General features: G+C 65.5%; 24 protein-coding genes and 1 tRNA gene. 14 read left to right on the forward strand and 11 right to left on the reverse strand.

Going from position 1 to position 23527, the window contains the following annotated elements; genetic code table 11:
• Positions 1 to 49: 49 nt before the first annotated feature.
• Together FNJ47_RS12880 and FNJ47_RS12885 are read right to left on the reverse strand one after the other, a co-directional pair.
• On the reverse strand, positions 50 to 1045 hold the full coding sequence (locus tag FNJ47_RS12880; protein ID WP_163153575.1) for an alpha/beta fold hydrolase: 996 nt from the start codon (positions 1043 to 1045) through the stop codon (positions 50 to 52).
• A 350-nt stretch (positions 1046 to 1395) separates the two neighbouring features.
• Positions 1396 to 2475, reverse strand: a complete 1080-nt coding sequence (locus FNJ47_RS12885) for an aromatic ring-hydroxylating dioxygenase subunit alpha (RefSeq protein ID WP_163153535.1) — start codon at positions 2473 to 2475, stop codon at positions 1396 to 1398.
• Between the two features lie 67 nt (positions 2476 to 2542).
• On the opposite strand from FNJ47_RS12885, the gene FNJ47_RS12890 reads away from it, so the two are divergent.
• From FNJ47_RS12890 to FNJ47_RS12930, 9 genes are all read left to right on the forward strand, one after another.
• Entirely contained in the window at positions 2543 to 3490 is a 948-nt protein-coding gene (locus FNJ47_RS12890) for a LysR family transcriptional regulator (RefSeq protein ID WP_235999853.1), read from the forward strand.
• 109 nt (positions 3491 to 3599) lie between these two features.
• Entirely contained in the window at positions 3600 to 3962 is a 363-nt protein-coding gene (locus FNJ47_RS12895) for a nuclear transport factor 2 family protein (RefSeq protein ID WP_163153537.1), read from the forward strand.
• 209 nt (positions 3963 to 4171) lie between these two features.
• Positions 4172 to 4969, forward strand: a complete 798-nt coding sequence (locus FNJ47_RS12900) for a helix-turn-helix transcriptional regulator (RefSeq protein WP_163153539.1) — start codon at positions 4172 to 4174, stop codon at positions 4967 to 4969.
• 107 nt (positions 4970 to 5076) lie between these two features.
• On the forward strand, positions 5077 to 6246 hold the full coding sequence (locus FNJ47_RS12905) for a cytochrome P450 (RefSeq protein ID WP_163153540.1): 1170 nt from the start codon (positions 5077 to 5079) through the stop codon (positions 6244 to 6246).
• A gap of 269 nt (positions 6247 to 6515) precedes the next feature.
• Positions 6516 to 6911 (forward strand): DUF5132 domain-containing protein, encoded by a 396-nt coding sequence (locus tag FNJ47_RS12910; protein WP_163153541.1) that lies wholly within the window; start codon positions 6516 to 6518, stop codon positions 6909 to 6911.
• Between the two features lie 148 nt (positions 6912 to 7059).
• Positions 7060 to 7617 (forward strand): HMA2 domain-containing protein, encoded by a 558-nt coding sequence (locus FNJ47_RS12915; RefSeq protein WP_163153542.1) that lies wholly within the window; start codon positions 7060 to 7062, stop codon positions 7615 to 7617.
• 26 nt (positions 7618 to 7643) lie between these two features.
• Positions 7644 to 9761 carry a heavy metal translocating P-type ATPase gene (locus FNJ47_RS12920; protein WP_163153543.1) on the forward strand — a complete coding sequence of 706 codons (2118 nt, stop codon included), beginning with the start codon at positions 7644 to 7646 and terminating at the stop codon, positions 9759 to 9761.
• Positions 9758 to 10597 (forward strand): EcsC family protein, encoded by an 840-nt coding sequence (locus tag FNJ47_RS12925; RefSeq protein ID WP_163153544.1) that lies wholly within the window; start codon positions 9758 to 9760, stop codon positions 10595 to 10597. Before FNJ47_RS12920 ends, FNJ47_RS12925 begins: the two co-directional genes overlap by 4 nt.
• Positions 10598 to 10627: 30 nt before the next feature.
• Positions 10628 to 11860 carry a DUF445 family protein gene (locus FNJ47_RS12930; RefSeq protein WP_163153545.1) on the forward strand — a complete coding sequence of 411 codons (1233 nt, stop codon included), beginning with the start codon at positions 10628 to 10630 and terminating at the stop codon, positions 11858 to 11860.
• Positions 11861 to 11977: 117 nt separating this feature from the next.
• Here FNJ47_RS12930 and FNJ47_RS12935 read toward each other — a convergent pair whose 3' ends face one another.
• From FNJ47_RS12935 to FNJ47_RS12950, 4 genes are all read right to left on the reverse strand, one after another.
• Positions 11978 to 12178 carry a hypothetical protein gene (locus tag FNJ47_RS12935; RefSeq protein ID WP_163153547.1) on the reverse strand — a complete coding sequence of 67 codons (201 nt, stop codon included), beginning with the start codon at positions 12176 to 12178 and terminating at the stop codon, positions 11978 to 11980.
• Complete coding sequence (locus FNJ47_RS12940; protein WP_163153549.1) at positions 12178 to 12393, reverse strand: hypothetical protein; 216 nt, start codon at positions 12391 to 12393, stop codon at positions 12178 to 12180. The genes FNJ47_RS12935 and FNJ47_RS12940 overlap by 1 nt, the downstream gene beginning before the upstream one ends.
• A 113-nt stretch (positions 12394 to 12506) precedes the next feature.
• On the reverse strand, positions 12507 to 13436 hold the full coding sequence (locus FNJ47_RS12945; protein WP_163153551.1) for a dihydrodipicolinate synthase family protein: 930 nt from the start codon (positions 13434 to 13436) through the stop codon (positions 12507 to 12509).
• 36 nt (positions 13437 to 13472) lie between these two features.
• Positions 13473 to 14639 carry an NADH:flavin oxidoreductase/NADH oxidase gene (locus tag FNJ47_RS12950; RefSeq protein WP_163153553.1) on the reverse strand — a complete coding sequence of 389 codons (1167 nt, stop codon included), beginning with the start codon at positions 14637 to 14639 and terminating at the stop codon, positions 13473 to 13475.
• A 247-nt stretch (positions 14640 to 14886) separates the two neighbouring features.
• Here FNJ47_RS12950 and FNJ47_RS12955 point away from each other — a divergent pair, with 247 nt between their 5' ends.
• Complete coding sequence (locus tag FNJ47_RS12955; protein ID WP_163153555.1) at positions 14887 to 15906, forward strand: LLM class flavin-dependent oxidoreductase; 1020 nt, start codon at positions 14887 to 14889, stop codon at positions 15904 to 15906.
• A 521-nt stretch (positions 15907 to 16427) separates the two neighbouring features.
• On the opposite strand, the gene FNJ47_RS12960 is transcribed toward FNJ47_RS12955, so the two are convergent.
• The 3 genes from FNJ47_RS12960 to FNJ47_RS12970 all read right to left on the reverse strand — a co-directional run bounded on the left by FNJ47_RS12960 (position 16428) and on the right by FNJ47_RS12970 (position 18454).
• The gene (locus tag FNJ47_RS12960; protein ID WP_163153557.1) at positions 16428 to 16679 is read right to left on the reverse strand and encodes a DUF3551 domain-containing protein; all 252 of its coding nucleotides are present in this window, start codon (positions 16677 to 16679) and stop codon (positions 16428 to 16430) included.
• A 44-nt stretch (positions 16680 to 16723) separates the two neighbouring features.
• Positions 16724 to 16797: transfer RNA gene (locus FNJ47_RS12965), tRNA-Gly, on the reverse strand.
• Between the two features lie 109 nt (positions 16798 to 16906).
• A complete protein-coding gene (locus tag FNJ47_RS12970; protein ID WP_163153559.1) occupies positions 16907 to 18454 on the reverse strand; it encodes a glycosyltransferase family protein in 1548 nt (515 codons plus the stop codon).
• A gap of 170 nt (positions 18455 to 18624) precedes the next feature.
• Here FNJ47_RS12970 and FNJ47_RS12975 point away from each other — a divergent pair, with 170 nt between their 5' ends.
• The 4 genes from FNJ47_RS12975 (at position 18625) to FNJ47_RS12990 (ending at position 21050) form a co-directional block, all read left to right on the forward strand.
• Complete coding sequence (locus FNJ47_RS12975; RefSeq protein WP_163153561.1) at positions 18625 to 19203, forward strand: methylated-DNA--[protein]-cysteine S-methyltransferase; 579 nt, start codon at positions 18625 to 18627, stop codon at positions 19201 to 19203.
• Between the two features lie 10 nt (positions 19204 to 19213).
• Positions 19214 to 20053, forward strand: a complete 840-nt coding sequence (locus FNJ47_RS12980; protein ID WP_163153563.1) for a helix-turn-helix transcriptional regulator — start codon at positions 19214 to 19216, stop codon at positions 20051 to 20053.
• A gap of 57 nt (positions 20054 to 20110) precedes the next feature.
• Positions 20111 to 20470, forward strand: a complete 360-nt coding sequence (locus FNJ47_RS12985) for a VOC family protein (protein ID WP_163153565.1) — start codon at positions 20111 to 20113, stop codon at positions 20468 to 20470.
• Positions 20471 to 20633: 163 nt separating this feature from the next.
• A complete protein-coding gene (locus FNJ47_RS12990) occupies positions 20634 to 21050 on the forward strand; it encodes an SRPBCC family protein (protein ID WP_163153567.1) in 417 nt (138 codons plus the stop codon).
• A gap of 182 nt (positions 21051 to 21232) precedes the next feature.
• Here the strand turns inward: FNJ47_RS12990 and FNJ47_RS12995 are convergent, their stop codons facing one another.
• Complete coding sequence (locus tag FNJ47_RS12995; protein ID WP_163153569.1) at positions 21233 to 22675, reverse strand: MATE family efflux transporter; 1443 nt, start codon at positions 22673 to 22675, stop codon at positions 21233 to 21235.
• 130 nt (positions 22676 to 22805) lie between these two features.
• A partial coding sequence (locus FNJ47_RS13000; protein WP_163153571.1) for a hypothetical protein occupies positions 22806 to 23527 on the reverse strand: 722 nt, incomplete at its 5' end.

Raw genomic sequence — 23527 nt, forward strand, 5'->3', positions numbered from 1 at the left:
GGATGCCCCGGATTGCAAAATTGCAATTCGGGGCATTTTCATTTTTCACTCACGCGCTGATCCGCGATCGCTCGCTCGCGGTCTCACCGAGATCGGACTGCAGCCAGCGGGCAATCCGGCGCCACGGACCGGCCAGAGCCCTGCAGCCCATGAACAGGCCGAGATGACTACACGGCTCGGTGTCGCATTGCAGCCACGCGGGCCGCGTGCCCAACAGCCGCAACGTCGCAAATGCCTGATCGGCCGGAACGACGATGTCGTTCTCCGCCGCGAGCAGGAAGACGGGCAGCTTCACCGCAGCAAGATCAACCTTGCTGCCAAGCGCGACAAAGTCTCCAGCCGCAATCCGGTTCTGGCGAAAGATCCAGTCGGTCACTTCGAGATAGTAGGTGCCCGGCAAATCAAGCGTCTCGCTGTTCCAGCACGTGAAGCGGTCGAGCAGGACCCGCGCATCCTCCGACTTGCCGTCGAGGGGCCCCTGCAGCGCCGCCTCCACGTCAAGCAGGCTGAACGGAATGCTCCAGAGCTGCAGCATGTGCTTGCCGCTGACTATCCCTTCTCCCTGCCGCACCATTGCCTCGAAGCCTTGCTGCGGGAGCGAGGCGACCATCCTGGAAAGCTCCGACGGCACCGACACGTCGACCGGACTGCCCGCAAGCACCAGCCGCCGCACCTTGTCGGGAAAGCGCGCCGCATAGAGCAACGACAGCCAGCCGCCCTGACAGAGACCGGCAAGGTCGACCGGCGGCCCGATCGTGTCGACGGCCACGTTGAGATCGGACAGAAAGGTGTCGATCGAGAAATATCGCATCTCGGGTGCCGCCGAGCGCCAATCCGTGAGATAGAGACGCGCAACGCCGGCCTTCTGCAACGCCTCCATCAGGCTGTGGCCGGGGGCGATATCCGCAATCTGCGCGCGATGCAGCGCATAGGGCGCGCAGACCAGCAGCGGAGGGCCTTCGGGAGCTCTTGAGAAATCCAGCAGGCACATCGACGGCAGTTGAAGCGCGACCGAATGACCCGTCGTCCAGGGCAGCGCCGCCACTTCGCCCGACGAATCTGTCGGCTCGGGCGCACGATTGGGGTACCACTGCGAGTAGATGTCCAGCGCCAATCGCGCGGCTTCAAACGGCCATAACCAGGCGTCCTGCGCCCAGGTGCTCGCACTTCGATCCGATGGATCCGTCTTGTCGGGCAAGCTCGTACACCGATTGATCGCTAGCGGGATAGTTTGGCCAACGCGGGTCAAAACCTTGACCCTGATCAAGAACCGACAAATTCAGCCTGGATCAGTTTACGCCAAACCCGCTTGGACGGCAGCCACGCCGGGACGTCACGATCTCGCGATCCCGGCGCGGCTTGCTGTCAAGCAGCCACAGCCGTCGTTTGAGCGGACTAGGCGGCGCGTGCCGTGCCCTTCTCCGCCTCGAGCCGGCGCGCGAACAGCCAGCGGAAATAGGTCAGCGGCGCATCGGCGCCGATCGCAAGCAGCTGATAATCCGGATCGGCATCGAGCACCTTCTGCTGCGCCTCGATGAAGTCCTTGTCCTCGTTGAAGGCTTCCTCGAGGGAATGCCGCAGCGACAGCGAAATGTTCGGATTGCCGGTGTCGAAATCGTGCAAATAGTTCCAGAAGAAGTGCGTCGACGAGCGCGTCTCCGGCGTCATGAACTGCGCATTGCGGTATTGCCGGGTGCCCGGAACCTGAACGCCCTTCTCCGCGCCCTGCCCGGCCGGCGCAAACATCGTATCGAGCGTGAAGATGCCCGGCACGATCATGCGGCCGACATTGCGGCGATCGACCATATCGGCTTTGTTCGGGATCACCTTCTTGTGGTAGGGCGGCGCATCGGCGCCCATGTGCCAGCGCTCGACGCGGAAACCGTCGTCCAGCTTCTCGATCGCGACCGGCTTGGTCTTGTAGGCGTATTCCTCGGAACCGCCGAGCGTGTTGGTGTGCACGAAGGCGAGATGCGCGAAGTCGCTGAGGTTGTCGACGATCAGGAGCCAGTTGGCCTTGTAGTGCATGTAGCCCGGCAGGCCCCGCCATTTGGGATCTTCGAGCGGCGGATAGTCGAGGATCAGCTTCGGGTCGGCCTTTTCGGGATCGCCGGTCCAGATGAAGATCATGTTGTAGCGTTCGACCACGGGATAGCTGCGCACGCCGAGCTTGGCGGGGATCGCGTCCTGACCGGGAATCTGGATGCACTTGCCGTCGGCCGCGAACTTCATGCCGTGATACATGCAGCGGATGTCGTCGCCCTCGACGCGCCCCATCGAGAGCGGTGCGGCGCGATGGCAGCAGCGATCGTCGAGCGCGACCACCTTTCCGCTGGCGCCGCGATAGATCACGATCGGCCGCTCCAGAATGGTGCGCGCCAGCTTCTTGCCGTCGATCAGCTCGTGGTTCAGCGCCGCCACATACCAGGCGTTGCGCAGGAAAATTCCGTCGTCGTCAGCCAAGTGAACTGCCATGTCACCCTCCCGATGCAATGTTGCTTGCAATCAGGTTAGGTGATCCCGGCCATCGGGATAATCCGATTTGGCTGGACACACTGTACCGGTGGATGGACAATCGGCCATGGAGTGGCGCGACTGGGAGCTGTTTTGCGAGGTTGTCGAGCATGGCGGCTTCACTGCGGCCGCGCGCGTGCTCGGACATCCCAAATCGAGCCTCAGTGCTGCGGTGCAACGCCTCGAGGCCAATCTCGGGCTGCGGCTGATCGAACGGACCACGCGGCACCTTCGGCTGACCGATTCCGGCGAGACCATCTACCGCAAGGTGCGCCCGCTGTTCGCGGCACTGCACGACACCCATAGCGAGGCGCTGGCGATGTCGAGCGCGGTCGCGGGCACCCTGCGCATCAAGGCGCCGTACGAATTCGGCGCGCATCACGCGGGGCCGGTCGCCTGCGCGGTGATGGGCCGCTATCCGGAGCTCGCGATCCGGATCGATGTCGAGCACGACATCGTCAACCCGATCGCCGAGAACTACGACATCGTATTCGCGATGCTGGAGGCGCCGCTGCCGTCGGCCGGCATCGTGATCCGCCGCGTCTTCACCCTCGAGCGCGGCCTGTTCGCGGCACCGGCGCTGCTGGAGAAATTCGGCGAGCCGCGCACGCTGGACGAGTTGAGACAGCTGCCGCTGCTGACCGGCCCCAGCGATCCGCCATGGGCGATCACCGCGCCCGGCGGCGCGGTCGAGCACCTTGCGGTGGATCGCGCCCGCCTCACCAGCTCGAATGCCCATGTCCGTTTGCAGGCGGCGCTCGCCGGCCACGGCGTGCTGCGGGTCACCGCGAGCTACACCCGCGCCGCGGTCGCGGCCGGCGAGTTGCGGCGGCTGTTGCCGGACCATGCCTGCGAGCCGCTCAACGTGCACGCGCTGCTGCCCGCGCGTCAATTCGTCCCGGCCAAGGTGCGCTGCTTCCTCGACGCGATGGAGGCGCACGCGCGCGGCGACCCGGAGGCCTATATCAGGCCGTAGCCGGCGGCACCGTTCCGCACACGATGACGTCAGAGGTAATCGATCGGCGCAAGCAAACCTTCGATAGTCCGGACAGCCGCACAGTCCGGCAGATCAGAAGGAGAGCACCATGACCGATCACGCCACCATCGCCCGCCGTTATATCGAGCTCTGGAACGAGCGGACGCCGAGCCGGCGCCGCGAGATGCTGAGCGAGAACTGGACTGCCGACGCACGCTATATCGATCCGATGATGAGCGGCGACGGCCACGAGGGGGTCGACGCGCTGATCGCGGGCGTGCAGCAGAAGTTTCCGGACTTCTCGTTCAAGCTGATCGGCGAGCCGAACGGCTTCGGCGACCATGTCCGCTTCTCCTGGGGCCTCGGGCCCGACGGCGTCGACAGCCCGATCAAGGGCACCGACTTCGCCATGCTGAAGGACGGCCGGATCAGGAGCATCACCGGCTTCCTCGACCAAGTGCCGGGCGCTTAACCAGTTCCGTCATTCCGGGGCAGCCCGAAGGGCTGAGCCCGGAATCCATTCAACCGCGGCGCTTGCGGTCCGATGGATTCCGGGCTCTCGCTTCGCGAGCCCCGGAATGACGAGGGGATAGAGCCGCTCCCACCTCAATGGCCGCGGACGTCGCCGCTTCCACGCCCGCCACGTCGCTGATAGTCTTCCCGAAACACAGGGAGGACGCCATGAAGGCAGATTTCGCCTTCAAAAGCTCTGTTATCAGCGACATCACGCCGGCGCTGCTGGCGATCGGCCGCGACGGCTTTCCGCAGGCGCTGATCGGCACGCTGCGCCGCGTCGCCGGTGTCGGGCACTGCATGGTGTTCTCGTTCACGGGCCCGCGATCCGCCGCGTGCCTGCTCGACGTCGGCAACATTCCGACCGGGCGCGATCTCGGCATCGCCTATTCCGAACATTTCCATCAGGCCGACCCGAACCGCGATGCGGTGTTCGAAGGGCAGGCGCAGGCCGTGCCGATCGTGCTGCCGACCTTTGCCCGCCGCATGTACAGCGACGGCTACCGTAAGATCTTCTTCGACGATTCCGACATCGTCGACAAATTCGCCTCCGCGATCTGGACCGGCGACACCTGCTTCTACGTCAATTTCTACCAGATCACCGAGCAGGGCCGCTTCAGCCGCGAGCAGATCGCGCGGCTCGCCGCGGTCGCGCCGGCGTTGACGGCGGCCGTGGCGCGGCACTTCCGGCACGATACGGCTGCGGACGTTGACCCGATCGAACGGCTGAAGACCCTGTTTGCGACCACTGAGCCGCTGGCAAGACTGACCGGGCGCGAGCAGGAAGTCTGCCTGCGCATCCTCTCGGGCCTCAGCTCGGAAGCGATCGCGGCCGATCTCGGCATCGGGCTGCATTCCGCCCTCACCTATCGCAAGCGGGCCTATGACAAGCTCGGCATCTCCTCGCAGAACGAGCTGTTCGCGATCGCGCTGCGGCTGATGGCGTCGGGACGCCGGCTGAATTGAGGGTGCCTTGAGCGGTGGGCCTCTCTGTCCCAAACGATAGGGACAGACCGGCGACACCTGGGCGCCTATGCTTGGTCCGAAACCCGAGGCCACCCCGAGATCGCGCCGTGAGCACCGCACCCCATTTCGACATCGACGTCCCTGCCTTCTGGCAGGACCCCTATCCGACGCTCGCACGCATGCGCAAGGAGGCGCCGATCGCCTTCGTGCCGCAGCTGGGCAGCACGCTGCTGTGCAACCGCGACGATATCTTCGTCTCCGAAAAGCAGATCGACGTGTTCTCATCGCACCAGCCCGAAGGGCTGATGAACAAATTGATGGGCCACAACATGATGCGCAAGGACGGCGATGCGCACATGAACGAGCGCAAGGCGATCTTCCCGGCGATCTCGCCGAAGACCGTCAGATCGCACTGGACCGCGCAATTCGCCGGACACGCAACCCGCATCCTCGACGAGTTGAAGCCGGATGGGGTGGTCGATTTCGTGCAGGCCTTCGCGCTGCCGTTCTCGGCCGAATGCCTGAAATCGATCACCGGCCTCACCAACATGCGCTTCCAGGACATGAACGCCTGGTCCCAGGGCATGATCGACGGCATCGCCAACTACGTCGGCGATCCCGCGATCGAGGCGCGCTGCCATGCCGCAACCTCGGGCATCGACGCTGCGATCGACGACATGGTGCCCAGGCTGCGCAAGACGCCCGACCTCAGCCTGCTCGGCGTGCTGCTGCAAACCGACATGCCGATGGAGAGCGTGCGCGCCAACATCAAGCTTGCGATCTCGGGTGGCCAGAACGAGCCGCGCGACGCGATCGCCGGCACGGTATGGGCGCTCTTGACCCATCCCGACCAGCTCGCGCTGGCGACCGGCGGCACGGTCCCATGGTTGCAGGTGTTCGAGGAATATGCGCGCTGGATCTCGCCGATCGGGATGTCGCCGCGGCGGATCGCAAAGCCGTGGACGATCCGGGACATCGCGTTCGAACCCAATGAACGCGTGTTCCTGATGTTCGGCTCGGCGAACCGCGACGAGAAGCATTTCAGCGAGCCCGACAGGTTCGACGTCCGCCGCGACGCCAGCAAGAGCATCGCGTTCGGCGCCGGTCCGCATTTCTGCGCCGGCGCCTGGGCCTCACGCGCCATGGTCGCCGACGTCGCACTGCCCGCGATCTTCAACCGGCTGACGAATCTGCGCCTGATCGAGGGCCAGCCGGCCCGGGTCGGCGGCTGGGCGTTCCGCGGCCTGCTGGACTTGCCGGTGACGTGGGACCGCTAGGCAAGCGCCGCCGAGTCCTGGAAAGCGCAGGGTCCGGCTCGCGCCGGATCTGTGCAAGCACAGCAATACAGACACATCGAAACATGAATTCCGGCGGGTTCCACCGCCGGTGCGGGCGCGGCCGCGATCGGCAAATCCGCGTCCTGCCGCGCTGCGTCACCGTGCCGCCGCAACCGGTCGGACGGCTGTTATCACACTGTCATGAATCCATTTCAATCCGCCGTTATTGATGAAACTGCAGTCAGTTGAGCGGTCATAAGGGATTTCAGATGAACCCGAATACCAATGGTAGCAGCCACGATACCGCCTTCCACCATGACGCCCCCGAACAGGATTCCGAGGAAGGCGGCGGCATCAACAAGACGGTTGCGGTTGTCGCGGTGGTGGCTGTGGGCGCTGCCGTGTTCGAAGCTGCCCTGCTGCCGGGACTTGCACTCGGCGTTGCCGCAGTCGCGGCGCCGAAATATCTGCCGAAGCTGGCCGGTGCGCTCAACCCGCTCTTCAAATCCACGGTTCGCGGCACCTACAAGTTTGCGCAGAAGTCGCGCGAGATGTTTGCCGAAGCGCATGAGCAGGTGAACGACATCGTCGCGGAAGTGAAGGCCGAAGGCCAGGCGCGGGAAAAGGCGGCGGCGACAGAGGGCCGGACCCACTCCGCGGCCTGAGCTGGGCGTCAAACGCTCAGGATACGAGGCGACGACACGTGCCGGCGACCGTCCGTGCGATGGTGAGACCGGCGCTGCAGGCAATCGTGTTTGACGACGGCATCATGCACGTCCCGCGCCGGCGTTCGAATGCTGTTAGAGGACTACGATGACCAAGATGAAGCTGCAGATTGCGCATCAGGTTCCGGGCCGGATTCGCATGAAGGTGCCGTCGGCCAAGGAAAACCCCGAGCTTCTCGAACAGATCAAGCAGACCTTCAGCGTCATTCCCGGCATCGAGCAGGTCATCGTCAACCCGGCGACGGGGAGCATCGTGCTGCACTACGACACCGACCGGCACAACGAATTTCACGGCCGGCTGGAGCATCACACCGGCGGCCACTTCAAGCCACCGGCCAATGAAATTGACGCGCTGGCGACCAAGATCGGGCAGGAAGCCGAGTACCTCGCCGAGCATTCGCATACGGCCAGGGTCGTCGTCGACTTCTTCAAGGACTTCGACAACGGGATCAAGGTCGCCACCGGAAACGTGGTCGATCTGAAGATCCTGCTCGCCGCGGGCATTGCCGGCTTCACCATCTTCGAGGTCGGCGCCAATGCGGCGACGCCGGTTTGGGTCACGCTGGCGATCTTTGCACTCAACCACATGATTCAGGCCAACATGCGCGACGCGGAAGACGCGGAGCCGGAAGGCGCGAAGGCCTGACCCGCCGGGGGCGAGAGTGCAAATTCATGGACTTCCGCTTCTGCCACTCCATGCCAGGGCGCATTCGTCTCAGCATTCCCGCGCTCGGGCAAAATCACAAGCTCGGTGAGAGCTGCCTCCGGTGGCTGAGGGCGCAGGACGGCATCAGGACCGCGCGGATCAATTACGACTGCGCGAGCCTCGTGCTGGAATACGATCCGGCCCACGAGCAACGGCTGCTCATGCTGCTCAACAGCTTCAAGTGCATGAGCCTGGCCGACCTCAAGGCGCTCTGCGCAAGCGCCGTGCAGGATGCGGGTCCGCCACGCGCCAGCGTACCTGAGGTCTCCAGGCGCTCGCCTTTGGCGCTGCCGACGCTGTCGCTGTTCATGGCGTTCAGCGCCAATCCGGTGATCGCGGCGATCAACATGCCGCTGATGCTCTGGAACGCGATCCCGATCGCCAAGCGCGCTTGGAAGGTCTGGGCGAACGAGAGCCGGCTGAACATCGATGTGCTCGATACGCTCGCGATCAGCGCGTCGGTGGTCCAGGGTAACCCGCTGGCCGGCTGCATCGTCACCTGGCTGATCAAGCTCGGCGACTGGATCCGCGACCTGACCGCCGCGGGCTCGCGGCGGGCGATCAACGAGCTGCTCGAATTCCAGTCGAAGACGGCCTGGCTGCTGCGCGACGGCGAGGTGGTGTCGATCCCCGCAGCCGAACTGCAGAACGGCGACATCGTCGTGGTGTATCCCGGCGAGATGATCCCGGTCGACGGCGAGATCATCGACGGCTCCGCCACCATCGACCAGAAGACCATCACGGGCGAAGGCCTGCCGGTGCATCGCGGCAAGGGCGAAGCCGCCTTTGCTGCCACCGTGATCCGCGAAGGCCAGATCACGCTGCGTGCGCTGCGCGTCGGGACCGCGACCACCGCGGGCCAGATCGTGCGGCTGATCGAATCCGCGCCGATCGGCGACACCCGCATGCAGAACCATGCCGAACGCTTCGCCGATCGGCTGGTGACGCCGACGCTGGCGCTTGCCACCGGCACCGCGATGGTTTCGGGCGACTTCAACCGCTTCCTGTCGCTCGTCATCGTCGACTACGGCACCGGCATCCGGGTCGCGGCGCCAACCTCGGTGTTGTCCTCGATGACCCTGGCCGCCCGCACCGGCATGATCATCAAGAGCGGCGGCCACATGGAGAAGCTCGCCGGGATCGACACCATGGTGTTCGACAAGACCGGCACCCTCACCCACGGCACGCCAGCCGTCATCGACGTGATCTCCTATCAGAGGCAAATCACGCCGAACCATCTGCTCGGGCTCGCCGCAGCCGCCGAGACCAAGCTGCAACATCCGGTCGCCGAAGCGTTGCGCACGCGGGCCCGGCAGCTCGCGGTGAACATTCCGCCGTGCAACGAGACCACCTACCGCCTCGGCCTCGGTGTCGAGGGCCAGGTCAACGGCTACTACGTCCATGTCGGCAACCAGCGCTTCATGCGCCAGAGCGAGATCGCGGTCGACGCCTCGGTGCTCGATCGCGCGGCACTCGACGAGCGCGGCTATTCGAGCCTCTATATCGCGGTGGACGGCAAGCTCCCGGGCCTCGTGCCCTATTCAGACGAGATTCGCGAGGAGAGCCGTTCGGTGATCCAGCGGCTGCATGCGCTGGGCGTCAAGAACAGCATCATGCTGACCGGCGACAACGCAGTCGTGGCGCGCGCCGTCTGCGAGAATCTGGGGTTGACCGAGCACTTCGCCGACATGCTGCCGGCCGACAAGGCCGGTGTCATCCAGGAGCTGCAGCGCCAGGGGCGCAGGGTCGCGATGGTCGGCGACGGCATCAACGATTCCCCGGCGCTCAGCTTCGCCGATGTCGGCATCGCCATGAAGCATGGCGCCGAGGTCACCCACGAATCCGCCGACGTCATCCTGATGGAGGATTCGCTCTGGAAGCTCGTCAAGGCGGTCGAGATCTCGCAAGGCGCCGTCAGCCTGATCAAGCAGAACTATGCCATCGTCGCCGCGCTCAACACGCTGGCGCTCGGCCTCGCTTTGCCCGGCGGCCTGATCACGCCCGAGGTCACAGCGCTGATTAGCAACGGCTCGGCGATCCTGGCGAGCTTCAACGGCATACGGCCAATTCTTAGGTATCAATGAGCCAGGATGTCACCCAGCTCGTTGTTCTCCCTCCCGGCGATCACGCCGCGCTACAAGCCGCAGTCAAGACGCTGGAGGGCTCCAACCTCGCGGCAAGGATCGCCGACTATGCGGGCATCCCCGTCAATCGCGTCCTCAATCTCTTGCCGAAGGCCGCCAACCGCCAGCTCAGCGGGCTGGTGCGCACGGCAGTGATGAAGGGACTGGAAGTTGCCGTCGACACGCTCGACGAGAAGCCGCCCCCCACACCCGCGATCACCTTTTCGTCGTTTCTCGCCGGCGTAACCGGAGGCGTCAGCGGCCTGTTCGGCTTCGGTGCGCTGGCGGTCGAACTTCCCCTGACGACGACATTGATGCTGCGCGCGATTGCCGAAATCGCAAGGCACCAGGGTGAAGATCTCTCCAGGATCGAGGCAAGGCTCGCCTGTCTCGAAGTGTTCGCCTATGGCACCAAGCGGACGGACGACAGCATCGACGTCGGCTATTACGCCGCCCGCGCCCTGATCAGCAAATACACCAGCGACGCCGCCGCCTATATCCTGGAGCGCGGCGCGGTCGATGCCTCCGCCCCCGTGATCTCCAACCTGGTCAGCGAAATCGTCTCCCGGTTCGGGCTGGTGGTCTCGGACAAGGCCGCGGCCGGCGCGGTCCCGATCATCGGCGCGGCGTTCGGCGCGACCGTCAACGTCATCTTCATGGACCATTTCCAGAAGATCGCGAAGGGACACTTCACCGTGCGCCGGCTGGAGCGGGTCCATGGCAGCGCCGGTGTTCGGCAACATTATGCGGCGATCGCGGCCGGGCTCGCGCCGCGGCGCGGCGTCGCGACGGCATGAGGCTTTTAGCAGCAATTGGACATCGGCGCCGTGCTTCCGCCTGAGGACACCAGGCTGCGCGACCTCCGTCGCATGCGGGCGCTGGCCACAGCGCTGCTCGTGCTCATGCTGCTGGTTTTTCTCGCGACCTCGATGGCCCAGCCGCACTGGCCGTGGCTGGCCTATCCGCGCGCCTTCGCCGAGGCCGGCATGATCGGCGCCTGCGCCGACTGGTTCGCCGTCGTCGCGCTGTTCCGACATCCGCTCGGCATCCCGATTCCGCACACTGCGATCGTGCCGCAGAGCAAGCAGCGCATCGCGGACGCGCTGGGCCGCTTCATCGCCAACAACTTCCTGTCGCCCCGCGTGGTCGGCGATCGCATCCGCGACGTCGACATCGCCGGCTGGGCGGCGCAATGGATCGAGCGGCCGTCGCACGCCCGCAGCGCGGCACAGCGCACGGTCTCGGCGGTCCATCAGGCGCTGCAGGCCACGCCGAGCGCCGACCTCAACGCCTTCCTGACCTGCCGGACACGGCAAGGGATCGCTGCCGTTCCCGCAGCGCCGCTGGCGTCGCGCGTGCTGGCGCTGTTGTGGGCGCATGGTGACGCACAGGCGCTCGTCGAGCGCCTGATCGCATCCGGGAGCATAGCGCTTGCCAACAACAAGGAAACCATCCGCAAGAAGGTCTCGCAGCGTTCCTACCGCTTCGTGCCGAAATGGGTCGATGGCATCGTCGCCGACCGCGTCATCTCGGGCATCAGCCAGACCCTCGACGAGATGCGCGAGCCGAACCATCCCTGGCGGGTCGAACTCAAGGCCGAGATCGAGCGCCTGATCGATCGGCTCGCCACCGATCCCGAATACCTCGCCAAAGGCGAGCAGCTGAAGCAGAACATGCTGGGTAATCCCGCGGTAATCCGGCAGATCGACGCGATGTGGCAAGCCATCGAAACGCGGCTGAACTCCGCGGCGACCACGGCCGCAATCGCGGACACGATCGAAACCGGCCTGATCTCGGTCGCCGCGCGGGTCCGTGACGATGCCGACATGCGCGACCGCATCAACCGCTGGCTTCGCGTTGCGGCACTGCGCGCCGTCGCATCGCGGCGACAGGAGATCGCGGCCTTCATCCGCAAGGTGGTCGAGAACTGGGACACCGAAACGCTGATCATGCGGATCGAACTGCAGGTCGGACGCGACCTGCAGTTCATCCGGATCAACGGAACCGTCGTCGGAGGGCTCGTCGGCCTCGTGATCTTCTCCGCCTCGCGCTGGCTCTAAAGCGGGATAACGTTTCTGCGAATCGTCATCCCGCTTTAGCTCTTTGATTTGAGCATGATCTTATCGGAAAACCGCTGCACACTTTTCCGGATCATGCTGTAACGCGTTCGCCCTGAATCAGGGAAAGCGAATCCGCAGCAGTGGCAACTGCTGGAGCTTGTCGAGCAGGCGCACGATCTGGCCTGCCGCCATGCCGAGGCAGGCGAGGATGAAGTGGCGGCGGGTCAAGCCGCGCTCGCGGTCCACGAATTGCTGGCGCTGAAGACGCGGTTCGGGAGGAGCTTGCGTACGCAGGGCAGGAAGCGTCGTCATCTGCATCAGCCGATCGGAATGCGGATTTCCGGCGCCGCGGTCATCTGCTCGATCGTGGTGTCGAACGACAGGCAATCCGGATTCTCGCCCGGCGTCCGGCGCAGGGTCTCGGCCAATTGCTCCTGCTCCAGCAGGAACGAGCGGCCGTCGCGCAGGCGGGCGTAGGCGGCCCACGGCACGAATTTGGTGAACGGAAACCGGAAGCCCTCGCGCGGCGACACGTCGATGTTCAGGCCGGAGACGAACAGGACATTCTTGGTCGCTCCCGATACCGGTCGGGAACGGTAGATGCCGTTGTTGACGGTTATGTGAATGCGGCAGCCGGGTGGAGAGCTCAGCGTCCCCAGCGCAGCACCACCGGATCGAGCGTGCGCGCGATCTCGATCAGGCCTGCGCGCGTCGCCGGATGCAGCGGCTGCAACGGGTGGCGCACTGCGTCCGACTTGATGACGCCGCCCTCGCGCATCAGCACCTTGCAGGCGCTGAGCCCGCATTGCCGGTTCTCGTAATTGATCAGCGGCAGCCAGCGCGCATAGGCCTGCACGGCCTCGTCGCGGCGGCCGGCGAGGAACGGATCCATGATCTGGCGAATGCCGTCGGGATAGCCGCCGCCGGTCATCGCCCCGGTGGCGCCGGCATCGAGATCGGCCATCAGCGTGATCGCCTCCTCGCCGTCCCACGGCCCCTCGATCACGCTGCCGCCCTTCTCGATCAGGCCGCGCAGCTTGTTGGCGGCCATCGGCACCTCGATCTTGAAATACCTGACATTGGCAAGCTCCTTCGCCATCCGCGCCAGGAAATCGACCGACAGCGGCGTGCCGGCGACCGGCGCGTCCTGGATCATGATCGGGATACGAATCGCGTCGGAGACCACGCGATAGAACTCATAGATCGCCGGCTCGCCGACGCGGAAGGTCGCACCGTGATAGGGCGGCATGATCATCACCATCGCGGCGCCGGCCGCCTCCGCCTCGCGGCTGCGCGCGGCACACACCGCCGAGGAGAAATGCGTCGTGGTGACGATCACGGGGATGCGGCCCGCGACGTGCTCGAGCACGGCATGCATCACACTTTCGCGCTCGGCATCGGCCAGCACGAACTGCTCGGAGAAATTGGCGAGGGTGCAGATGCCTTGCGAGCCGGCATCGATCATGAAATCGACGCAGCGCCGCTGCCCATCGAGGTCGAGATTGCCGCTGGCATCGAAGATGGTCGGTGCGACCGGGAAGACGCCGCGATAGGGACGCTTTGCGATTGTTGCCATATGACGACCTCCCAGGTTTCTTGTCAGCTGTTCTCGTTAAACGCTGCGGAACGGCAGCGGCGGGCCTTCGAGCTTGCGCAGGCCCGGCTCGCGCCGCTCCAGCCACCAGCCATACTGCTTCGGCCAGGACGCGAACACTTCGCCGCTTCCGCCGCCAAGCGCAAGCTCGGCATGCAGCGGCCAGTTCGGATCGAACAACGCCTCGCGGCCGATCGCGACCAGGTCGGCCTGGCCGTTGGCCAGAACATCCTCCGCCTGCTGCGGATGCAGGATCAGGCCGACCGCGATGGTGGCGACCTCGGCGGCACGGCGGATTTCATCCGCATAACGCACCTGGAAGCTGTAGCCGCGGGGGATCCGCGCCGCGGTCGCCGAGCCGAGCAGGCCGCCCGACGAGCAATCGATCAGATCGGCTCCCCGCGCCTTGGCTGCCCTGGCAAACGCGATCTGGTCCTCGAGCGTCAGGCCGCCGTCGACACCATCGACCGACGAGATCCGCACCGACAGCGGCCGCTCGGCGGGCCAGGCGGCGCGCACGGTCTCGATGATCTCGAGCGGATAGCGCATCCGCCCGGCGCGATCGCCGCCATAGGCGTCGTTGCGCCGGTTCGACAATGGCGAGAGGAATTCGTGCAGCAGATAGCCATGCGCGCAGTGCACCTCGACGAACTCGAAGCCGGCCTCCACCGCGCGCAGCGTGGCGCGCCGCCATTGCTCGCGCAACGCTGCGAGCTCATCGACCTCGAGCGCGTGCGGCATCAGCCAGCCTTCCTCCATCGGGATCGCGCTCGGCGCCACCGTCCGCCACGGCAGATCGCCGCGGGCGTGGTCGGCCTCGTCGAGTGCGGCATTGCCGTACCAGGGTCGCTGCATGCTGGCCTTGCGGCCGGCATGCGCGAGCTGGATCGCGGGCACGGCTCCGTTGTCCTTCAGGAAGGCGGCGATACGCTCGAGCGGCGCGATCTGCTCGTCGTTCCAGATGCCGACATCGCCATGGGTGATGCGGCCCTCGGCGGCAACCGCCGCGGCCTCGACCATCACGAGCCCGGCGCCGCCCTGGGCAAATTTGCCGAGATGAACAAGGTGCCAATCATTGGCGAGGCCGTCTGTCGCCGAATACTGGCACATCGGTGAAATCAGGATGCGGTTTCGGGAGGTCACGCCGCGAAGCGTGATCGGCTGAAACAGAAGCGGCTGCGACATCGGGACCTGCGGGAGCGTGTTGGCTGGAGAAATCGTGGCGGAAAGCTAGGCGGCGCGCCGGGGGATCGCAAGTCACACCGCGACGCAGGCGGCAAGACCTGCGCGCATGCGGCACGCACGCAGTGGCGCGATCGGCGAAACCCGCAACATTTGCTGCAGAAAATCACCGCGGCTGGTAAACACTTTCCGCCACCGTGGGGTCGAGCCACGGTTCGCAATTCGCACTGGACATGCCTACATAGCCGTCATGAAGAAAATCGGATTCCTCTCGTTCGGGCACTGGACGCCCTCGCCGCAATCCCAGGCCCGCTCGGCCGCAGATGTGCTCCTGCAATCGATCGACCTCGCGGTCGCCGCCGAAGAGCTGGGCGCGGATGGCGCGTATTTTCGCGTCCATCATTTCGCACGCCAGCTCGCCTCGCCCTTCCCGCTGCTGGCGGCGGTCGGCGCCAAGACCAGCCGGATCGAGATCGGCACCGCCGTGATCGATATGCGCTACGAAAATCCGATGTACATGATCGAGGACGCCGGCGCCGCCGACCTGATCGCGAGGGGGCGCCTGCAACTCGGCATCAGCCGTGGCTCGCCCGAGCAGGTGATCGATGGCTGGCGCTATTTCGGCTATCAGCCCGGCGAAGGCGAGACCGACGCCGACATGGGCCGCCGTCATGCCGAGATCTTCCTCGATATGCTGCGCGGACAAGGTTTTGCGCAGCCGAATCCGCGGCCGATGTTTCCCAATCCGCCCGGGCTGCTGCGGCTCGAGCCGCTCTCGGAAGGTCTGCGCGAACGAATCTGGTGGGGCGCCGGCTCCAACGCCACCGCGGTCTGGGCGGCGAAGCTCGGGATGAACCTGCAAAGCTCGACGCTGAAGAGCGACGAGACCGGCGAAGCCTTCCATGTCCAGCAGGCCGCGCAGATCCGCGCCTACCGTGCTGCCTGGAAGGAAGCGGGTCACACCCGCGAGCCGCGGGTCTCGGTGAGCCGCAGCATCTTCGCACTGGTCGACGATCGCGATCGCGCCTATTTCGGCAACGGGCAGGAGGAGGACCAGATCGGCTTCATCGACGAGCGAACGCGCGCGATCTTCGGCCGCGGCTACGCCGCCGACCCGGAGAAGCTGATCGAGCAGCTGAAAACGGACGAGGCGATCGCGGAGGCCGACACCCTGCTCCTGACCGTCCCCAATCAGCTCGGCGTCGCCTACAACGCGCATGTGATCGAGAGCATTTTGACACACGTCGCACCCGCCATGGGATGGCGGTGAGTTGCGCGGTCAGCACCCGCGGCGGCCGTCTTTCCAGGGGGTGGTTGAAAGCGGACGACCAGCCGCGGGCTTGAACCGACCGTTCTCTACCGGAGGCTGGCCGGTTCTACAGGGCCAATGCCGGAACCCGCGAGATCGTTCCGGCGGAACTCCGTTCTCAAACGCGGAGAACTACGGAAACATAACTGCGCGTTGTGAGAAGAACAGGTTGAGTACAGTTCGTTAGGCGCGCACGTTGCGTGAACAGATCGCCGTAATATCCCGGACCAATCGCGGGAAGCCGGTCCGACGATGTGCCCGAGTCAGGAATCCTGATCGCGATCACGGCGAGCGAGATCGTCGCGGAGGCGATCGACGCGCTCATCGAGCCGCCGGTTCAGTTCCTCATCCTCTTGCGAATTGCTGCCGCGACGGGCGCGTATGACAAATACGCATCCGACCAGAACGATCGCAAGGAGTGCGAAGTACCACCATTCCATGCATTGATCTCAACTGGGCGCTCGCGATCGCGAGCGCAAAAGTTATCGTTCAAGCCTGTAACGGCGCGCCGACCTTGGCGCGTAGTAGGGGTTGACCAGACAGGTCGCCGGCAGCCCGTTAGCGCCGGCCCGGCACGCATCCAGAGACGTGAAGACGCAGTCCATCCGCTCGCCGATCAACGCACCGTAAACGTGCATGCAGACCGGGTAGCGCGGATCGTAGGTCTGTGCAGATGCCGGCCTTGTCATCCAAAGCACGCTCAGCGCAAGCAACAGCGCTCCCAGCAACTTCACGTCAGGTCTCCTGCGATTGCCCGTAAAATACTGCGCCCAGAGACTGGAGCGGGCGAAGGGAATCGAACCCTCGTATGCAGCTTGGGAAGCTGCCGTTCTACCATTGAACTACGCCCGCGATCTCAATTGCTTGAGGTCGACCCGCTCGGATACGACCTGCCGGACCATAGCCCGGGCGGAGGCAGAGGATCAAGCGTACATTCCAGCGGATCGCCTTGCTATCGCCGCTAGTGGCCCATTCTCACGAGCGCGTCATTGATGACGAAGGGTGCAGCGGCAGACGCGTCGCAACTACCGCTACGCGCGTAGATGCAGGCATCGGCGATGCCGACATGGGCGCAGCTCTGCCGTGAAAAGTCCGCCGGCAAGTCACCCGCCGCCTCGGGCCGCGCAAGGATGCGGTTGAAGGCCGGCTTGGTCGCCTGCAACAGCGGCGGCAGGATGAGCTCGGCGAGCGGATCGGCCGGCGCAAGCACATAGAGCGGCACCGGGCCGACCAATCGTTCCCGCCCCGGCAACAGCTGGAAACGAACGTTGTAGAGCGCAAGGCCGCACATCTGCGGATCGCTGCGCAATTTGGCGGCGAGCTCCGCCGCGCCGACGCCGCGCGCCCAATAGTCGCGCATCTCCTCGCTGGCGCCGGCGAGCGCCACCGAGAGCAGCGCCCAGCCGCCCAGGACGACCGGCAACGCCCCGCGGCGCCATTTGTCGTTGGTGCGCAGCGATTGCACCCAATCCGCCGACCCCAGCGCCGCGACGATGATGAACAGCGCCACCGACAGGAAGACGAAGCGGTCTTCCTTGTGCGCGATCAGGCTGTGGAAGACGAGGTTGGCGAGCGCTGTCGCCAGCAGCAGCGGTGCGTGCCGCCAGCCGCGCCAGATCGCCGCGAGCGGCAGCACGATCGCAGCCGACCATACGATCAGGAAATTGATGAGATACGCCGCAGGCGGGGTCACGCCGAATCCGGTGGCGCGATCATGCACAAGGTTTTCCTTGATATTCGCGATCAACCAGGCGAACGGCACCGCACCGTGGGCAAGATCGATTGCGGCGGCGAGCAACAGCGCAACGAGCCCGCCGGCGACCAGCGGAATCAGGTTTCGCCAACGCGTCCAGCAGGCGCCGACGGCAAGCACGGCGATCGCGGGCGCATGTTGAAAACGGCAGACAAAGGCGAACGCAAGCAAGGCACCGCCGATTGCAAGGCGCCGCTGCGACGGATGATCGGTGACCAACAACGCCGCCGGCACGATCAGCGCTGTCGCCAACGGCTCGCCCAGCGTGTGCGGCGCGAACATGATCAATTCGAACCAGACCGCAGCGGCGAAGCCTGCGACGACGGCATGGGTTCGCGAGACCCGCGCGCCGAAGAACCAGGCGCTGACGACGATCGATAGCGACGCACACGCGGCGACCAGACGCGGCACCAGAAAGGCACCAGCACCATGAGGCGCAATCGCATCACCAAGGGCGACCGGCCCGGTCAGCAATGTCGGCAGGAACCAGCCGCGAATGCCGTCGCGCCATTCCCACGTCAGGATGCCGTCATGGCCAAGCATCCGCCACGCCGGCTCGAGATACTGAAAGATCTCGTCGGGATACATCACGTTGGGCCAGGCCGCGGCCGCAACGCGTATGACCAGCGCCAATAACAGCACCGCAACGAGCGGGTGAACACGCCCGCTCGCGCGCCCGACCATTCCCGCGCTGCCGGGCGCTGGCTCGACGCTCGTGCCCGTCATCGTTCCGCCGATCGTCTTTTGGAGCAGCATGCTGGCGTCCAGATAGCGGGCAAAGCCTTTAAGATGCGTGACTGGAGGATGCGTGACTGGACGTCGGCGGGGTCACACAGGCCGGCCGCAACATGCTTAACTAAACGTCAAGATTCCAGATGCGCTGGACCGCGGCGCTGTTATGATCGCGCGTGGGGGTTGGTGGCGTCATGGCGGTGCGTGGGTACACCATTTTCGACACGGCAATCGGCCGATGCGGCATCGCATGGGGCGAAGGTGGCGTCGCCGGTGTCCAGCTTCCCGAGCTCCGCGAAATCGAAACCCGCAAGCGGCTATTCCAGCTCTACCCCGATGCCCGCGAGATGCGGCCTCCCGAGGAGGTCGATGTCGCGATCGAGGGCATCGCGGCCACCTTGCGCGGCGGCAATGGCGATCTCGGCGGCGTTGCGCTCGACATGAGCGGCGTCTCCGCCTTCGACCAGCGCGTCTATCAGACTGTCCGCGCCATTCCCCGCGGCGAGACCCGGACCTATGACGAGGTCGCGAGCGCCCTGCGCGCGTCCCGCGCGGTCTATTCGGTGGCGCAGGCGCTCGGCCGCAACCCCTTCATGATCATCGTGCCCTGCCACCGTGTGCTCGAGGCCGGCCACTATGCCGACCGGATCTCGCCGAACGGCGGCAGCGTCTCCAAGCGGCGGCTACTCTCGATCGAAGGCGCCCAGCCGACCACCAGCAAGACCCTGTTTGACGTGCTGCTGCCCGTTGCGCGGCCCCGCCCGCAAGCCTAGATCACAGGGCATGACCCACACCACGCTGTTGCAGCGCGATCGCATCACGGTGAACGAATTTCGCTGCACGGCAGAGCCCGGCGACAAGCCGTTCGCCGAGCAATTCGCCTGCCATTCCGTGTCCTATGTGCGCAGCGGCAGCTTCGGCTGCCATTGCCGCGGCCGCTTCCACGAGCTGGTGGCAGGCTCGATCCTGGTCGGCCATCCCGGCGACGAATACACCTGCACGCACGACCATGTGGTCGGCGACGAATGCCTGTCGTTCTTCCTGGAGCCGGAGCTGGTCGAGACGATCGGCGACCATGCGGCGGTCTGGCAGGTCGGCTCGGTGCCGCCGCTGCCCGAATTAATGGTGATCGGAGAGCTCGCCCAAACGGCGGCAGGTGGCAACAGCGATGTCGGGCTCGACGAGGTCGGTCACCTCCTCGCCAGCCGCCTTGTCGCACTGGTGTCCGACCGCAAGGCAAGGCCCCTCACCGCGAGCCTGCGCGATCGCCGCCGGGCCGTCGAGGCCGCGTTGTGGATCGACGGCAATTCGCATCATCAGATCGATCTCGACGATGCCGCCGAGCAGGTGGGCTTAAGCACATTCCATTTCCTGCGGCTGTTCTCCGCGGTGCTCGGCGTCACTCCGCATCAATATCTCGTGCGCTCGCGGCTGCGCCATGCGGCGCGGCGGCTGGTCGACGACGACAGCCCGATCACCGACATCGCCTATGACGTCGGCTTCGGCGATCTCTCCAATTTCGTGCGCAGCTTCCACCGCGCCGCCGGTGCCTCGCCGCTGAAATTCCGCCAGGCCTCGCGCGGCGACCGCAAGATTCTCCAAGAACGTCTTGCGCTGCAATAGCTAGGGTTCGTCCGGTCCGCGCGTCGATCGACGCGCCCAACGACTGGAGATCCCATCATGTACGACCACATCGGATTGCGCGTTAGCGACCTCGACGCCAGCGTGCGCTTCTACACTGCGGTGCTGGCGCCGCTCGGCTTCGTGCTCTGCTCGCGTGACGACAGCGGCGCGGGTTTCGGCCCAAAGGGCGAGCCCGCGCTCTGGCTGCATCTGCACAAGGGCAAGAGCCAAGGCGGCGCGCATATCGCGTTCCGCGCACCGAGCCACGACGCCATCAAGACTTTCCATACCGAGGGCCTCAAGACCGGCGGCAAGGACAACGGCGCGGCGGGCCATCGCAAGGATTACAGCCCGACCTACTACGCGGCGTTCCTGCTCGACCCCGACGGCAACAATGTCGAGGCGGTGAGCACCTAGCACCCCACAAACTCCGCCGTCATTGCGAGCGGAGCGAAGCAATCCATAGCGCCGCATGCGAGGAAGCATGGATTGCTTCCGCCTTCGCCAAGGCTTCGGCGGACAAGTCGTCGCTTCGCTCCTCGCAATGACAGATTCACCATTTATCGAAGGACCCAACTCCATGGCTTCCATCCACAAGGACATCCCGATCGACGCGCCGGCCGACCAGGTCTGGGACGCACTGCGCGATTTCGGCGCGCTGCATACCCGGCTGGTGCCGGGCTTCGTCACCGACACGCAGCTCGACGGCGACGTCCGCACCGTCACTTTCAGCAACGGCTCCGTGGCGCGCGAAACGCTGGTCGATTGCGACGACAAGCGGCGACGGCTGGTCTACGCGATCACCAGCGAGCGGCTGAAGCAGCATTCCGCCTCGGTGCAGGTGTTCGCCGAGGGCGAAACACGCTGTCGGGTGGTGTGGATCGCCGACGTGCTGCCGCACGAGATCGCGCCCTACATGGACGCGCAGATGGACCTCGGCGCGGCCGCGATGCAGGCCGCGCAGGCCCGGTCGGCCAGGGGAGAGGACGCGGCGTAAGCTGTTGGGTTGCACGACCGGCCACGCAATCAGACCGTGCCCGTCACCCTGAGGAGGCCGCGAAGCGGCCGTCTCGAAGGGCGACAGCCCGGCTGCTTCCAGGAGCGAGCGCCGAAGCAGCGGGGCCGTCGATCCTTCGAGACGCCGCTTCGCGGCTCCTCAGGATGACGGATCTAATAGGCTCACGACAGCGCCGGCTGCACTTCTGCGACCGGTGCTGACTTGCCCCAGCGCGTCAGGATCACGCTGAGGCAGGACAGCACGCCGAGCACACCCATCGAGGCGGCGGCGAGTGTGAAGAAGTTTTGCGCACTCGCCTCATGCGTCGAGAGCCACCAGCCGCCGGTGCCGATGAAGATCAGCCGCGCGGTCTGCGCCAGCACCGGACCCAGCACCTTCGCCGCGCCCTGCGAGGAGAAATACATCGACATCGCAAGGCCGATGAAAGCGTACATCGGCGCAGCAGTCGACAGGTACTGATGGCTGGTCGCCCGCACATGCGGATCGCTGGTGAACAGATTGACCCAGAGGTCGGGGAACACGGCGATGAAGCTGCCGACGATGCCGACCGAAAGGAACGACAGCGTACCCGCAGTCCAGGCGATGCGCCGGGCACGCGCGACGCGGTCGGCGCCGACCGCCATGCCGATCATCGGCACCGAGGCGATGCCGACCGCGAACGCGACCGAGGTCAGCATGAATTCGAGCCGCGCGCCGATGCCGTAGCCCGCGAGCACCGCGGTGCCGAACTGCGCCAGCATGTGGGTGAAGATCGAGATCGTCAAAACCGATTGCAGCGGCGAGAAGCAGGAGACCGCGCCGACCCTGAGGATGTCGATGAACATCGCCCATTGCACGCGCAGCCCCTTCAACTTCGGCTTCACGCGGGCGCGGCCCGAGAACAGATACCAGCCCATCACGCTGATGCTGATCGAATAGGCGATCAGCGAACCCGCGGCGACGCCGCGCATGCCGAACTGCGGCACCGGCCCGAGACCGAGCCCGAGCGTGCCGCCGAGAATGATCTGGCACACCGCCGAGGACAGGATCATGGTCGACGGCAGCTTCATGTTGCCGGTGCCGCGTAGGATGCCGGCCATCGTGTTCATCAGCCACGGCAGGATCGCCCCGCCGAAGAAGATCTGCGAATAGGCGATCGCCTGTGCCAGCACGTTGCCGCGGCCGCCGAGCAATTCGAGCAGGCGCGGACCGAAGATCAGCATGCCGAACATGAACGTCAAACCGAAGGTCAGGCCGATCATCAGCGCATGCATGGCGAGCGTCGAGGCACGCTCGATCTCGCCGGCACCGAGCGCACGCGCGATCGCGGATGCGACGCCGCCGCCCATCGCGCCGCCCGACATCGTCATGGTCAGGATCACGCAAGGAAACAGCAGCGCCATCGCCGCGAGCGACTCGACGCCGAGCCGGCCGATATAGGACGTCTCCGCGATCACCACGCAGGTGCCGGCGGACAGCGCGATCACGTTCGGCCACGCCAGCCACAACAGCGTGCGCAGGATCGGCCCGTCGAGCAGCGCGTTGCGCGCCGGTCTGGTGACCGGCGGCGGCAGCGGCCGCTCTTGTTCGTCGACAGGTATTTCGGCGAGGCCGAGGTCGGACATTTCTACTCCCACGCGCGCAGTCTGGGAGCCGCGCCATGGTGTTTCCCTACCATGGCAGCGGCGAAATCCACGTGCGCGGGACGCAAGGGGGGCCTGCGCGATTGCAGGTGAACCCAGATGAACCTCTGATCTAGCCGACCGACCAGACGAACGGCGCGCCGGCGCTGCTATTCGGCTTCAGATACACCGGAATGTGCCGTCCGCAGCCGGCCGCCAGCCCTTCAAGCAGACCTGTCAGCACGCTGGCGCAGGCCGGATGATAATCGGCGACATCGGCCATCAGCTTCCAGCCCTGCTGGCGGATTTCGAACTGGCCCTCGGATTCGCTGATCTCGGCGACGTCGTCCTGTGACTCGAACAGAGTGCGCAGGAATGCGGCAAATTCCGTGGCGCGGCCACGGCTGCCGCCGAGCGACTGCGCGACCTCGTCGAAATACTGCATGCCAATCAGCTTGCCGGTGAGATGCAGCAGATAGCTCGCATCCTCGGGCCCGAACACCTGCACGATGACGGGCGCGGCCGTCTTCACATATTCCATCGCGTAGTTGCGATAGGCCTTCTCCAGCCGCGGCTTCGGCCAGCTGTCGACCGGCAACGCCGGCGCGGTCTTCGAATCGAACAGCGGCGCCTCGAGATGGCGCGCGAACACAAGGCGCTGGTCGAGCTCGAGCGGATGATCGTATTGGTAGTAATAGCCCTCGAGCCCGTCCTGGCCGTCGACGCTCTGCTTGGTGCAGACGAAGCCGAGCCTGAGATCGCCGAGGGCTGCGCCATTGTTGGCGTGCCAGCCGCGCAGCATCGCGCGCGAGACCTCGCCGGGCACCCCGCAGATCGCCGTGCCCTTCCAGATCC

This window comes from Bradyrhizobium uaiense (genome assembly GCF_010811875.1).
Classification (GTDB): Bacteria; Pseudomonadota; Alphaproteobacteria; order Rhizobiales; family Xanthobacteraceae; genus Bradyrhizobium; species Bradyrhizobium uaiense.